Genomic DNA, 13,485 nt, shown 5'->3' with positions numbered 1-13,485 from the left:
GGCCAGAAGCTAAGCGAGAACCGAGCACCATGGCCGACGCCGGCCCCATACTCGTTGTGGGCCCATCCGGGCACCGCGGCCCATCATGCATGCCGCAGCCCATCAACCACCAATGAAGCGGTCTTAGAATATCGGTTCATCGAAGGAGAGATGATGAGTTCTGATGAAGTCGGAGCAAACACCTGGGCGGCTATGTCCAACGCCGTTCATGCTGAGGCTCTCGCGGAATCTATGGTTGGCCTCGAAGAGACCTTCAGCGACATGATGGATGAATTAGCTTCGATCACGTGGCATGCCGGGCCTGGATACGCGGACTTCCGAAGCAACCTCCTTCCTGAGATTCGCACAGTCCAGAGCAACGGTCTTCAACTTGCCAACTCCATCCAGGCAGGTTCTTCTGAGATTGCAAAAAATGACTACGAGTCCAGCGAGGGCTACACCGAAGCATGGGGAAACATTCCCGAAGTCAACGGTGCGTTTGACTAACCCTCACACTCGTCATTTTATACAACTCCAGAGAGCAGAGTTCCGAAGTGATCAACAATAGGTACGTATCCTGCCATTTCGACAAAGTAGATGCAATTGAAGTATCCGGAAACGGAGATTTCAGCAGCGCATCCTACACCCTCTTCCTTAATTCTGACCCAGATGTCTGCTCAAAAGAAGTCAGGGACTTCTCAGAAGATCTCATTATTTTCGAATCGCGTGTTCTCGGGCGCTCCCATGATTTGGAAGGAGGGTTCGACAACGCCGCCACCGAGTTCACGGAAATCATCAAATGGGATATTTCAACACTCAGCAGCGAAGACAAGGCAACGTGGATGGACGTCGCATCCAGCATTCGCTACTGCGCGATGGTCACCGAAAGCTGGGCGGACTCCGTCAAGACATACAAGGACGAGCGGAAAAGCCTGATCGAGCGATGGAATGAAGAAGCTCAGGCATTGGCCACAGGGCTGAATGAAGCACCACCCTCTATTTCCTTCATGTGGACCGAAGCGCCGGCACAAGAGGCGGAGTCAGCGCTCGAAGAACTCAAGAACGAGATCCAGGAACTGGAGTCAACTGCATATCAGAAGCTGAACGAGGCGGCAGAGACCACGGAGTCTGACCTCCGCAGCGGTCCCACTACCGAGAGCATCGAACGCCTTATCGACTCTGGGCACATCACCTGGTCCTACTTCAACCTCGGAGGTGACATCGACGCGATCCCTATTGACAAGGATCCCGACGAGATGGCCGAGGAGGTGGCTGAGTACGCCTCAGACCCAGAAAACTACGACGGGGATATCTCTGAAATAGCCGCAGTACTCGGCAACCTGGGAATCGTTGCCATGCAGCGCCAGGGAAGTGGCGAGGACATGCCGGCTGAGGAACTCGAATTCCTCACCGAATTCTACGATGCGTTGGAGGGCGAAGGCGCCAACCAAGTGCCCCCTGGCGTACTTTCAGTGACTGACAGCATCCGAGAGAACATCGATATCCCACCGGACGTGCGCGAGGATCTGCTGCGGGGGTTGGGCAACGGGGTACTTGTCCTGTCCGACGAGAGCATCGGTGGTAGCTATGAGCGTCTCCCGGACAGTATTCGCTCAGCCGTAGAAGGCCCGATCCTCCCTGGCCAGCATCCGGAAGACGAGACTCAAGGGCAACGTGACAGTTGGTTGCTGGAGGCATACTCCCTCGCCACTCTGCTTGAGAACACGACGCCGGAACTCGCCGGAGGCCAGCAGTTCTCAGTCAACCTGACCCAGTCAGCCTCCTATTACCTGGACTCGCAGAACGACGCGGATTTCTACGCCTTCGGAGACGAGCAACTCGAGTCCCTGGTTGATGCGGGCACCAGGAACGAGGATGCCAACCACGCTATCCTCACAGGTGAGGGCCCGTACGAGCATCCCGTTCTCGGTCTTGACCGGGATATGGTGCTGCGTGGCCTCTACACGCACGACTGGCCGGATGACTCCGAGGCCATAACTGGTCTCACGGACTGGATCTGGGAGCAGAACAACGGCACGGAGGAGGAGCGGTTGAGAGCCGCCGAAGCCGCCGCTGGTCTGATCGAAGGTCTGAACGGGGTGTCCGTGCATGGGTCAGAACGTCCTGATGATCTGCCCGAAGACGCCTACTGGGCGGGTGACAAGGAATTCGATCGCAGCATTTTCCTCGATACCGGCGTAGAGGTTGACGGGAATGCCAACGCCGCCACCACAGAAATCAACCCCGCACTGGCTGAGAGCTTCAGCAAAATATTCTATTCTTACATCAATGATTTCGGCGGGTCATCAAATGGGGACATACCAGCCGCCGTGGTTACCCAATCTGAAGCTTCGGTCCTACCCATGCACTCGGCCGGGGATGTGACCATGGGCGTCGGAGAGGCACACCGCGAGAACTTCCTGCAACTTCTTTTCGCAAACGAGGAAGCTGGCCCCAATGTTCTCCTTGCAATCGTCGAGCAAGAGCAAAACACGATGCGCGAAGCCCTCTTCACGGGAGACCATGAACCATCAACCTATGCTGCTGAATCGGGGAAGCTGAGAGATCTTGCTGACAGGGCCATGCTCAGCGAGTACGCATCCAGGGCCGAAGGGAATGCAGAGGCGATAGAAGCAGCAGAAAAGAAGATCCAAGTTTATTGGGAGACAGCTTACAAAGTCGGAACACACATGACCGTCGGAGGAGCTTCCGCAATTCCCGTAGGAGGAATCCCCGCAAGCACAGGTGTTAACATTATTTCAACCCTCCTAGAGGAGCCAATGAAGAATTCCATTTCTGAGTATGCTGCCGAACAGATGGAGGAACTCGAGCGAGAACTCGAGAACAACGAGAGAAACCTAGAAAGCACGCTGGGCGGCGATGATAACGCGAAGTGGCACATGCAAGTCCAACTGGGCCGACTGTTGATTGAGGAGGGCGTAATCGATGTAGAAGATTTCGAGGGAACAGGCGTTCTCGTAGGAGAAGAGGACGGGGGTTTTTCGTACCCTGCATCTCCCAATGATTGGCCTTTCGGCTCCGCAGGAAGAACCGAGGCATTGATGGAAGTAGTCAATAAAATTCCCGACTCAGAATTTTCAGGGAGATCAGCAGAAGAGTTGGTTAGCGACTACCTCGAAGGATATATGGAGGCTTACCAAGAACCTGGCGCGGACTTCGAGGATCCTGCTTCAGTCTCCGATGATTCTGGCTCGCAATAAGTACCGTCCTACATTCTTAAAATGAGCTTAATTAACGTTGTCAACATGTATCGGTGTGCTGCGAGTTTCCATGGATGAAGAAGAGCCGAGAAGACTGCGTGTCCGAGCGCGGTGGGTGGTACTGGCTATTGCCGGAGTGCTCGTGCTCCTGTGGGGTTCGGTGCGTGTGATCGAACCGGTGGTGACCCCGGATCCACCCGTCATCGAGCACCAGACCTCGGAAGATCTGGGCATCACGGCGCCACAGACATTGGACAGTGTGGGCCAGTTCGATGAGTTCGTTACTGACTGGGATCATCCCGATTCCCTACGGCTCGTCGCAGCAGAGAATTCTTTGGTCGCGGTCACCGAGGACGGCGTGTTCGGGGTCGGTTATCCCGGAGGAGAGGAACGCTGGCACTTCCGTGTCCCCGAGCAGGAGGTGGCCGTCAGTTTCACACCTGGTGGGGGCACGGTCCGTGTAGCCTACCGGGTGGACGGACTGCGGTCCGACGAGGTGCATTATGCGGTACTGAACCCCGGGACTGGTCAACGCCAGGAGACGACAATCGATCCTATCCCTATGCCTTCAGGAGGCCTTTCCTCTCTGGCAGATGCCGCATACGATCGTACAAATTTCACGTTCGAAGAGAACCCGCTGACTCTGACTGGTGAGCAGCCGAATAATGAGGACGAAGAGGACGACATATGGCGGGTTGAACTAGCCGCGTACTGCGACGGCAGTAAACTCTCCCGGAACGACGTTGAGGTCACCACGTCCACTGAGAAAGTCTTCGTCTCGATTCTCTGCCCAGACACGGAGTCGAGTGTGCTGCTCGCCTTGAACCCTGGATCAGGCGACCTTGAGTGGAGGCAGGAGTTCTCGGCAGCAGGGGTCGAAAATCCACCTGAGGTGCTCGTGGCGGATTACGACGGTTTGTATAGGGGCAAAGAGAACGACCCCTTGCACAGGGTCCTATATGGTGAATTCGGCACTGATTATCTATACCTCAGGGAAAGTTCTGGAGCATCGTACGAACCCGAACTGTGGAACGTCGAAGGGATGGAGTCTTGGTTCCTCCCACCCAACACGGACGGGGATCCGACCCCCCAAGCTTTTGTTGTGGGCAGGCACAACCCGATAGACAGAAGCGCTGCGGTGCAGGCGGCAAATCTTCTCGTGGGGGCGGATGTGATGCAGCCTGAGGAATTCCCGGATAAGCTGCTCGTAGAGAATTCAGATGGCACGTCGCGCCTGCCTACTATCCACGAACTACCGATGGGCAGCGGTGTTGTCCCCATGGTTCTAGAGTCGATCGAACAAGCCATTGCGTGAGACAAAGACCGCACCATAACCATCTCATCCGGTACGACCGGGAACGATCGGCTGGTGACAGAAAGCCCCGAGCAGGCAGGGGGCTGTGGCTGCCCAGAACCGAGGGCAGCCACAGCGTCTTGTTACTGGTCAGACATGCACGACGGCGCGAGGCCGGGAGAAGGACGGCGACCGGTTCGGGCGTTCCTGCGGATCTGCTTGGAGAGGGGCAGCAAACCGGAACCGCGTCCGGTGGTGGGCTGCGCCCGAATGCCAGGCGGGCTGGTGTGCTGGGTGGTGTGTGACCACAGGAGCAGGAGAAGCTCGTCGACGTCGTCGGTAAAGCTCCCAACCCCGGCAACCGCTGCGGCCGTCCTCCCGGTCGCAGTGGCACGTTTCCGCCCCGACTACGCCCTCCCACCTGCGCCTGTGGCACAGTGACGGCGATCGCGGCACCAGTCGGGCCGCCACACACCCCGGGAGGGAAACCATGGCGATCTTCGCCGTCACCTACACCTACGCCCCCGACAGCGCCGCCGCGCGCGACGAGCACCGCCCCGCGCACCGCGAGTACCTGGCCGCGCAGGACGCCAACCTCTGCTCCGGCCCCTTCGGCCCGCAGGACGCTCCCGGCGCCCTCCTGCTCCTGCGCGCCGACTCCCGTGACGAGGCCGTCGCCCTGACCGAGAAGGACCCCTTCCGCATCCAGGGCCTGGTCTCCGAGGTGGACGTCAAGGAGTGGTCCCCGGTGCTGGGCCCGCTCTCCGAGCACTTCTGAGCGAACGCCGCGGGCCGGGACGGAAGTCGTTTCCGTCCCGGCCCGCGCCGTGCACGGCCCCCGGCGTCACTGCTCGGCGAGGCCGTTGTCCCTCATCCACTGCGGGTCGGGGGCCACCATCTGGAGGATCTCGACGTAGAGGCCCTCCGGACCCGAGACCTGGAAGCGGCGCTGCCCCCAGGGTTCGCTGACCAGCGGCATGATCACCTCCACGCCCGCCTCCCGCAGCCTCTTCTCCTCGGCGTCCACGTCCGGCACCAGGAAGGCGACCAGCGACTCCGCCCTTCCCGAGCGCAGGACCTCGTGCGTGGACGGATGGTCGCGCAGCACGAAGTCGATCGACAGCTTGGGGTGGTCCTCGTGCTGGGTGTTCAGGTACCAGCCGAGGTCGATGTTGATGTCGAAGCCGAAGTGTTCGGCGAACCACGCGGCGCTGGCGCGCGGGTCGTCGCAGAGCACGGCCAGTCCGACGAGATCGATGTTCACGGTGCCTCCAGGGGATCGCTTCTCACCACTTCAAGCAAAGTACTACGTCCATCGTGATTATGACAACCGGCTTTTCTCCCCGGGCGCCACGCGGGTGCCATACGATAATGATTATCGTTTTCTCAGGAAGGAGGGTGTCCCCCTATGGAGCCGACAACCCCCATGCGCGTGGCCGTGGTCTGCGGCCTGCACCGCCACGCGCGCGGACGCAGCGTGGACGACCTGCTGGCGCAGGTCCCGGGGTCCGTGGCCGTGCACCACGACCTCGACGGGATCGCCGAGGGGATCGTCCACCGCGTCACCCGTGACCGCTGGGGTCCCGTGGACCACAGCCGTGTCCACCTGGACCACCTGTGCGCGTCCTGCACGCTGCGCGAGGACCTCGTGCCCACGCTGCTGCGGCTGGCCGAGCGGGGTGAGCACACCCTGTGCGTGGTCGAGACCTGGGACGGGGTCGAGCCCCGGCAGGTCGCCGAGGTCGTCGCGGCCCGGGAGGAGCTGCGGCTGGCCGCGGTCATCGCGGCGGTGGACGCCGACCGCCTGCTGCCGGACCTGTCCGGGCACGACGACCTGAGCGACCGGGACCTGGACATCGCCGTGGAGGACGAGCGCACGGTCGCCGAGGTGCTCGCCCACCAGATCGAGTACCCGACGGCGGTCGCCGTGCACGGAACCCGCCACTTCGACGAGGCCCGTGCCCTGGTCGAGCACCTCAACCCGGCCGCCGTGGTCGTCCCCCCGGGCGGCGGTCTGACGGACCTGACGCACGGCCGGTTCGACCCCGAGGCGGCCGCGCACCGGCTCAACCCGGCATGGGCGCACTACGCCGACCGCGCGGACGGGCGGGTGAGCACGGTGACCTGGAGCCGCAGGCGCCCCCTGCACCCCGTGCGGCTGCACGAGGCGCTGGAGCGGATCGTGTCCGCGGGCCTGCGCGGCCGGGGCCGGATCTGGCTGGCCAGCCGCCCGGACACCCTGCTGGTGTGGGACGCCTACAACGACGCCCTGCTGCTGGAGAGCGGTGGCCCCTGGCTGGACGCGCTGCCCGAGGCCGCGGTGGAGATGGTCTCCGAGACCCGCCGGGTCTCCGCGCTCCTGGACTGGGACCCGGTGCTGGGCGACCGCGGCCAGCACCTGGCGTTCACGGGTGTGGACCTGGACGCCCGGCGCCTGGTGGCCCTGCTGGACTCGTGCCTGATGACCGAGGACGAGGCGGGGCAGCCGCTGCGTTCCGACCCCTTCGCCGACGCCCTGTAGGGGGACGGCGCCACGACGGAAAAGCCCCGGACACCGGGGAACCCGAACGGTCCGCGAGGCCGCGGACCGCGAACGAGAGGAGGGACCGCCGTGTCCCGTGTCTGTCAGGTGACCGGAAAGGCTCCGGCCTTCGGAAACTCGGTCTCACACTCCCACCGGCGCACCAAGCGCAGGTTCGACCCCAACATCCAGACGAAGAAGTACTGGCTGCCCAGTGAAGGGCGTTACGTGAAGCTGCGCGTGAGCACCAAGGGCATGAAGGTGATCGACGCCCGCGGCATCGAGCGGGTCGTCGCCCAGATCCGCGCACGCGGCGGGAGGGTCTGATGGCCAAGAAGAGCAAGATCGCCCGCGACCAGCAGCGCAGGCGCGTGGTGGCCCGCTACGCCGAGCGCAGGGCCGAACTCAAGCGGATCATCCGCAGCCCGCACACCGGTGAGCGGGAGCGCGCGGCGGCGGTGGCCGAGCTGAACCGGCAGCCCCGAGACGCCAGCGCCACCCGGCTGCGCAACCGCGACGCAGTGGACGGGCGGCCGCGAGGGCACCTGCGCAAGTTCGGACTCTCGCGGATCCGCTTCCGGGAGATGGCCCACCGGGGAGAGCTGCCCGGGGTGACCAAGTCCAGCTGGTGACGCGAACGGGATCCGGTCGCGCGCTCGGCGGTGCGACCCCCGACGCCCTGCGGTTGGACCGGATCCGACGCCACGGGCCCCGCGCTGTGCGCGCGGGGCCCGTGTGCGGTTCGGGTGTGGTCCGGGTGCGATCCGGGGTCGTCCACGGTCAGCGGCGTGCGCCGTCGGTGGGGGAGCGGTGGCCGTCGTGGCCGGAGACGCCGTGTCCCCGCTCCGGTCCGGCCTGGCCGCCGCGCATGCCGTTGTCGTGTCCGCCCGGCTGGTTGGCCTCGTGGAAGGCCTGCTGCGCCTGGTTCTGGCGCTCCCAGAGCACGAAGCGCTCGCTCTCGCCGAGCGCCATGGTGGTCAGCCACACGGCGACGGCGACGTCGTCGGCCAGGCCGAGCAACGGGATGAACAGTTCGGGGACGAAGTCGACTGGGGAGAGGATGTAGGCCGCCAGCGCGAGCATCCCGAGCAGTTTGCCGCTGCTCAGCTCGGGGTACCGTCCACGCACCTTGGCGCCGATCATCCGCGGGACGGCTCCGGCCCTCTGCCAGACGGACATGTCGCTGTCGGTGTTGCGGACGACCTGCCAGGCGGCGGCTCCCGCCGCGGCGCGGTTTACCTTGCGCATCGTTCGGTCTCCTCGGTGAGGACGTGGCTTCTCAAGATATGACGCGAAGCCTTCCTGTTTCGTTCCCGCGTTGCGCGGGCCTAATCCCCTACGTGACCGGCGTGACATCCCGTCCGCCTTCCTCGGCCCCGAAGGAGAGTCCGGAAGCCGGGAGGGTTGTCCACAGGCCGCGCAGGGGACTGGTGGGGCAGGGAGAGGAAGGGCATCCTTGGAGAAGAAAGGATGAGAGGCACCAAACGTCACTGGGAGCTATCCCAAACCCCACAGACCAACACAGAACCCATACGACCCGAAAACGGTCGCGTACCGATCTGTCCACGCGTTGGCCACATGCGGCCAACACGGAACACGTCTGCCCAGGAAGGAGGCGGTGCACACGGACACGATCCGATCCCCTTCGGCCAGCGCGGAGTCGGTGCCACCCGTGTCACCCCCGCCGACCCCCCGCGCCCCGTCCACTCCACCACCGTCCACCCCGCGTTCCGGGGCGACGAATGCGAGGCCTCCCGCGCTCCGCCACACATTCGTTACGATGCGTCCGAGTGCCTCCCTTCGCAAGGCCGCTCAGCCATCTCGCCCCAGCGCGCAGAACCGATGGAGCTTGCCCAGTGTCCAGAGCCCTACCTCGGTCGGCGACGACCGTCACCCTGTTGGCGGACATCCCCAGCACGGGTCATGTGGGTGAGGCCGGGGCCCACCGGTTCGCGATGCGCGGTGAGGGCATCGGCGAGCGCAGCGCAGCGTTCGTCGCCTTCGCCAAGGAGCAGGTCGAGGCGGGCCGCAAGGTCGTGGCGCTCTACCCCGCATGGCACTCCGCGGACGCCGAGCGCGCGGTCAACTTCGCCCGCGGCGCGATGCGCACCGACCACATCGCCGGGATCGGCGTCGACCTGTCGCCCCTGGCCCTGTCCCTGGTCGCCGACCAGCTCGCCTACCTCGCCCCCTACCTGCCGCCGGGGATGGTCGCCGCGCTGTGCGACGAACTGCCCAGGCACCTGCTGGCGGGCGCCTGGCTCAGGACCGTCTCCGGCCTGAGCACCATCCCGACCTCGATGCGCCAGCACATGGGCTCCTACGCCCCGTCCGTGTCCTTCCTCGCCTACTGCGCGCCCACCCACCAGGTGGGACGCATGCGCGCGTCCGACGTCTCCCGCACGCTGCCCTTCCGGCCCGTGCAGCCGGTCCAACTGCTGTGCTCCACCCCCGACCCCGGGATCACCGGGGTCTTCGACGACCACCTCCCGCAGGCCATCCAGCCCGTGGCGACCCGCACCCTGCCCGCCCAGCCGCTCGGCCCCCTGTACTGGGGAACCGCCAAGTACGTGGAGTTCGTGGCGCTGAGCGCCCACCCGCAGGCCCTGGCCTACGCCGCCAGTTCCATCCGCGCCGCCTCCTGCTCCTGGTGCGGCGAGCCCATGTCGGCACGCACCTGCCCCTTCTGCTCGGCCACCGCCGCGCGGACCCCCGCGCGGCAGTCCGGCCCCCGGCCATCGGGCGGGCAGGGTCCCCCGGCGGCTCCGGGTTCCTCCGGAGGCGCCGCCGAGCCCCTTCCCGGCGGCGCCGACCGCCCTCCCGGCGCACACGGCACCGCGGGTCCGCCCGGCGCCGCGGGTCCGCCCGGCGCCTCGGGTCGAACCGACACCTCCTCCCCCGGCAGCACCGCCGGGCCCGTCCAGGCCCCTCCCCCCGTGGAAGGGGGGCGCGTGCCGGGTCCTCCTCCCCCACCCTCCACCGACCGACCGCAGGGTCCGCCGTTCGCGGGCCGCGCCCCGCGCCCCGACGCGCCCCGGACCTACTCCCGTTAGGGACCGGCACCGCGCCCCCGGAGCGAGCGGACGGCCCGCGACGACACTGGAAACGGAAAAGCAACCCCTATGAACCCCCGTCAGCGACGCGGCGTCCTGCTCATGGTCGTTGCCGCTATCGGCGCCGTCGCCGTGTTCGCCTCCGTGTTCACCTACCTCAACAGCCAACAGGAGCGCCTCGGCGAGTTCGCGACCGTCCTGCGGCTGACCGAGGCCGTGGACGCCTACCAGCCCATCGGCGAGGAGTCCGTGGAGCGGGTCGAGGTGCCCAGCATGTACTTCGACCCGGAGGTCTTCCTCACCGACCTGGCCCAGGTGGAGACCCCGGCCGACCAGCAGCTCGTCGCCGCCTCCCACATGGAGGCGGGCGTCTACCTCCAGCGGGGCATGGTGCAGCCCCAGCCCACCCTCACCGCCGGGGAGCGGGAGATCGCCATCATGGTCAACGCCGAGACCGGCGTGGCGGGCAAGGTGCGGCGCGGGTCGTTCGTGGACATCTACGGCACCTTCCCCGCGCGCGACCACGGCGAGGCGTGCGCGGTGCGGGTCATCACCGAGGTGGAGGTCCTCGACATCGGTGAGCTGCGCACCCAGGAGGAGGAGGGCGGCGGCGTGGCCGGGGTGGTCCCGGTGACCTTCCGCCTGGACCCACAGGCGGCGCTCCGACTCGCCTACGCCGAGGACTTCTCCAGCGGGCTCAGGCTGGCCCTGGTGAGCGCCGACGGCGGCGGCACCCCGGAGGAGTCCGAGTTCTGCAGCGGGGACTTCGACGACCTCGTCGCCGGGGGAACGGCCGACGAGAGCACGACACCGGACGAGGGCGGGACGGCCGACGAGCGGCGCGTGCCGCATGGGGGGTAAGCGTTGAACTTCCGTGTCCTGGCGGGTATGCCGACCTCGGAGTCGGAGATGGTGCTCGCCGCGCGTTTCGAGGAGCTGGGCAGCGCCTCCCTGGTGGCCTCCAGGGCCACCACGACGGCGCTGATCGACGCCGCCGGGGAGTTCCCGGAGATCGACGTGGTCCTCATCCACCAGGATCTGGGTCCGGCGCCGGTCTTCGAGGCCATACGCGACCTGTCCCACCGCCATCCGCAGGTGGCGATCCTGCTGGTGTCGCCCACGATGGACCCCGACACGTTCACCGGGGCCATGGAGGCCGGGGCGCGCGGGGTGATGCCCGACGACTGCGGGATCGCCGAGCTGGAGAGCCGGGTCACCAAGGCCGCCGAGTGGTCGCGAACGCTGCGCCGCCACCTGGAGTCGGCGTCGATGGACCTGCCCGCGTCGGGCGTGCGGGGCCGGGTCGTGGCGATCAGCGGCGCCAAGGGCGGTGTGGGCACCACCACGTGCGCCGTGCACCTGGCGATGGCCGCGGCCGCCGCCGAGCGGGTGGTGTGCCTGGTCGACCTGGACCTGCAGACCGGCGACCTGCCCGCGTTCCTCAACCTGCGCCACCGCCGCTCCATCAGCGACCTGGTCGAGGCCGGGGACAACATCACCCCCGGCATGCTCGCGGAGACCCTGTACGTGGACCCGCGGGGCCCGCACGTGCTGCTCGCCCCCGAACACGGTGAACGCGGCGAGGACGTCGGCGCCAGCGCCGCCCGGCGGGTGCTGAGCGCGCTCCGGTCCCGGTACGAACTGGTGGTGGTGGACTGCGGGTCCACCATGAACGAGGCCACCGCGATGGCGGTCGAGCTGGCGGACAGCGCGGTCGTCACCGTCACCCCGGACGTGCCCGCGATGCGCGGCGCCCAGCGGCTGATGAGCATGTGGGAGCGGTTGCAGGTGCGCTCGCACACGGACGTGTACTCGCTGGTCACCCGGCACAGCCGCAAGAACGAGATCCAGCCGGACTTCCTCCAGCAGCTGCTGGGCACCCGGGTGCTGCGCACGCCGGTCCCCGCCGCCTACCGCGCGCTGGAGCCCGGGGAGAACAACGGCGACCCGACCAAGGTGACCGACGAGGGGCTGCGCAGGGCCTTCTCGCGGCTGGCCGCGGAACTGGACCTGCTGAACCCGCCCGCGCAGCCCGGGGGCGGCGGGGGTTCGGCCACCCCTCCCGCGGGGCTGGGCGGGTTCGCCTCCCTGTCCGAGCGGCGCGGCGGCGGGCCGTCCACCCGTGACGTGTCCGGTTTCCTCAACGCGTCGGGGGCCAACCCGTCGCGCGCGGCGGTCAACGGACAGGCCTCCGTGCCGCCGCTGGGCCAGCCCTTCGGCGGGCGCCCGGGTTCGGGGCCGCACGGGGGCGGAGGAGGCCGCGGTGGCTTCGGGAGCTGAGTCCGGCCTCCGTCGGGAGGCGGGCCGGAGCCGGGGCCCGGCGGGCCGTGCGCCCCGGCGCGGCCCACGGGACTTCCGAGGGCCGCGGGACTTCCGAGAGCCGCGGGGTCGCGGGGCTCGGCCGGATCCGCGGCGCGGTGGCCCGCGACGGCGCGGCGACCGCGGCGGGGTCATCGTGGAGTTCGCCGCGGCGGTGCCGTTCATGATGCTGGCGCTGGCCCTGGTCTGGCAGGTGCTGCTGCTCGGCATCACCGCCATGTACGCCTCGCACGGCGCCGCCGAGGCCGCCCGCCAGGCCGCCGTGACCCCCGACGACATGGCGCGCGTGGACGAGGAGGCCCGCAAGCGCGTCCGGCCGCCGTGGGACGGCGCGGACGTGATGTCCGTGGAGGTCGTGGAGCGCGACGGCGCGCGCTACGCCCGGGTGACCATGGCCATGCCCATCTTCCTGCCCGGGGCCTCGGGGCCCTGGGACGTCACCGGTGAGGCCCGCGTGGTCACCGAGGTCGAGCCGCGGGGGGCGACACCGTGAGCGCGCGACCGGTCGGGCGGACCGCTGCGGGCCGCGCCCGCCGAAACATCGAGGACCGCGACCCCCCGCCCGGGGGCCGGCGGGATGCCCGGGGCCGGGAACGGCGGAGCGCAGGAGACCGCGGAGGGCGGCGCCTCCTGCCCGGAGGCCGACCGCGTCGGGACGGCGACCGGGGCGGCCCGCTGCTGGAGTTCGCCGCGATCTTCCCGATCCTGCTCCTGGTCGCGGTCATCGCCATCGAGGCCTTCCTGGCCTTCGTCGCGGTCGAGCGGCTGGAGTCCGCGGCCCGCGCCGGGGCGCGGGTGGCCGGGGCCGAGCAACTGGAGGGCGCGGAGGCCGCCGCCCGCGCGGCGCTGCCGTCGTGGCTGGACGAGGCGACCGTCACCAGCGGCGTCAACGAGCACGAGGGCTTCTACGTGGAGGTCTCGCACCCGCTGCCGATCGTGTTCTCCGCGTCGGGCCTGGACCTGACGCTGACCCGGCGCGTGGAGATGCCCGATGTGTGAGGTCGATGCGGTGCGCCGTGCGCGCCGGGGCGCCGCCCCGGCGCCCGGGGAGAACGCAGGGGAAGTCGTGTCGGGGCGCCGCGCGGCGGGACGTGTGCC

The 13,485-nt window shown here is 67.2% G+C and carries 14 protein-coding genes; 12 read left to right on the top strand and 2 right to left on the bottom strand.

The window, feature by feature from the left end:
• The first annotated feature begins 153 nt into the window (after window positions 1-153).
• The 4 genes from AC0VX6_RS06520 to AC0VX6_RS06505 all read left to right on the top strand — a co-directional run bounded on the left by AC0VX6_RS06520 (window position 154) and on the right by AC0VX6_RS06505 (window position 5,272).
• Window positions 154-486 carry a hypothetical protein gene (locus tag AC0VX6_RS06520; RefSeq protein WP_475467751.1) on the top strand — a complete coding sequence of 111 codons (333 nt, stop codon included), beginning with the start codon at window positions 154-156 and terminating at the stop codon, window positions 484-486.
• 47 nt (window positions 487-533) lie between these two features.
• Window positions 534-3,200: a TPR repeat domain-containing protein gene (locus tag AC0VX6_RS06515; RefSeq protein WP_475467749.1), complete on the top strand. Its 2,667-nt coding sequence runs from the start codon at window positions 534-536 to the stop codon at window positions 3,198-3,200.
• Between the two features lie 55 nt (window positions 3,201-3,255).
• Window positions 3,256-4,515, top strand: a complete 1,260-nt coding sequence (locus AC0VX6_RS06510) for a hypothetical protein (RefSeq protein ID WP_475467747.1) — start codon at window positions 3,256-3,258, stop codon at window positions 4,513-4,515.
• Between the two features lie 469 nt (window positions 4,516-4,984).
• Window positions 4,985-5,272, top strand: a complete 288-nt coding sequence (locus tag AC0VX6_RS06505; protein ID WP_475467745.1) for a YciI family protein — start codon at window positions 4,985-4,987, stop codon at window positions 5,270-5,272.
• A gap of 66 nt (window positions 5,273-5,338) precedes the next feature.
• Here AC0VX6_RS06505 and AC0VX6_RS06500 read toward each other — a convergent pair whose 3' ends face one another.
• The gene (locus tag AC0VX6_RS06500; protein ID WP_274976617.1) at window positions 5,339-5,758 is read right to left on the bottom strand and encodes a VOC family protein; all 420 of its coding nucleotides are present in this window, start codon (window positions 5,756-5,758) and stop codon (window positions 5,339-5,341) included.
• A 162-nt stretch (window positions 5,759-5,920) separates the two neighbouring features.
• Between AC0VX6_RS06500 and AC0VX6_RS06495 the strand changes: the two genes are divergently transcribed.
• The 3 genes from AC0VX6_RS06495 to rpsN all read left to right on the top strand — a co-directional run bounded on the left by AC0VX6_RS06495 (window position 5,921) and on the right by rpsN (window position 7,647).
• The gene (locus AC0VX6_RS06495; protein WP_475469270.1) at window positions 5,921-7,015 is read left to right on the top strand and encodes a GTP-binding protein; all 1,095 of its coding nucleotides are present in this window, start codon (window positions 5,921-5,923) and stop codon (window positions 7,013-7,015) included.
• A gap of 90 nt (window positions 7,016-7,105) precedes the next feature.
• A complete protein-coding gene (gene rpmB / locus AC0VX6_RS06490) occupies window positions 7,106-7,342 on the top strand; it encodes a 50S ribosomal protein L28 (RefSeq protein WP_130396777.1) in 237 nt (78 codons plus the stop codon).
• Window positions 7,342-7,647, top strand: a complete 306-nt coding sequence (gene rpsN, locus AC0VX6_RS06485; RefSeq protein WP_047871987.1) for a 30S ribosomal protein S14 — start codon at window positions 7,342-7,344, stop codon at window positions 7,645-7,647. The genes rpmB and rpsN overlap by 1 nt, the downstream gene beginning before the upstream one ends.
• A gap of 148 nt (window positions 7,648-7,795) precedes the next feature.
• Here the strand turns inward: rpsN and AC0VX6_RS06480 are convergent, their stop codons facing one another.
• Window positions 7,796-8,263: a YkvA family protein gene (locus tag AC0VX6_RS06480; RefSeq protein ID WP_475467743.1), complete on the bottom strand. Its 468-nt coding sequence runs from the start codon at window positions 8,261-8,263 to the stop codon at window positions 7,796-7,798.
• A gap of 650 nt (window positions 8,264-8,913) precedes the next feature.
• Here AC0VX6_RS06480 and AC0VX6_RS06475 point away from each other — a divergent pair.
• From AC0VX6_RS06475 to AC0VX6_RS06455, 5 genes are all read left to right on the top strand, one after another.
• Complete coding sequence (locus AC0VX6_RS06475; protein WP_475467741.1) at window positions 8,914-10,068, top strand: hypothetical protein; 1,155 nt, start codon at window positions 8,914-8,916, stop codon at window positions 10,066-10,068.
• Window positions 10,069-10,137: 69 nt separating this feature from the next.
• Window positions 10,138-10,929 carry a Flp pilus assembly protein CpaB gene (gene cpaB / locus AC0VX6_RS06470; protein ID WP_274976614.1) on the top strand — a complete coding sequence of 264 codons (792 nt, stop codon included), beginning with the start codon at window positions 10,138-10,140 and terminating at the stop codon, window positions 10,927-10,929.
• A 3-nt stretch (window positions 10,930-10,932) separates the two neighbouring features.
• The gene (locus tag AC0VX6_RS06465; protein ID WP_212641129.1) at window positions 10,933-12,348 is read left to right on the top strand and encodes a CpaE/TadZ family protein; all 1,416 of its coding nucleotides are present in this window, start codon (window positions 10,933-10,935) and stop codon (window positions 12,346-12,348) included.
• 175 nt (window positions 12,349-12,523) lie between these two features.
• Entirely contained in the window at window positions 12,524-12,880 is a 357-nt protein-coding gene (locus AC0VX6_RS06460) for a pilus assembly protein (RefSeq protein WP_274976613.1), read from the top strand.
• Between the two features lie 137 nt (window positions 12,881-13,017).
• Window positions 13,018-13,386, top strand: a complete 369-nt coding sequence (locus AC0VX6_RS06455) for a TadE/TadG family type IV pilus assembly protein (RefSeq protein WP_475469269.1) — start codon at window positions 13,018-13,020, stop codon at window positions 13,384-13,386.
• The last annotated feature ends 99 nt before the right edge of the window (window positions 13,387-13,485 follow it).

The sequence above is a fragment of the Nocardiopsis sp. iso_25 genome (assembly GCF_056173305.1).
This window is presented reverse-complemented; position numbering and strand designations above follow the sequence as displayed.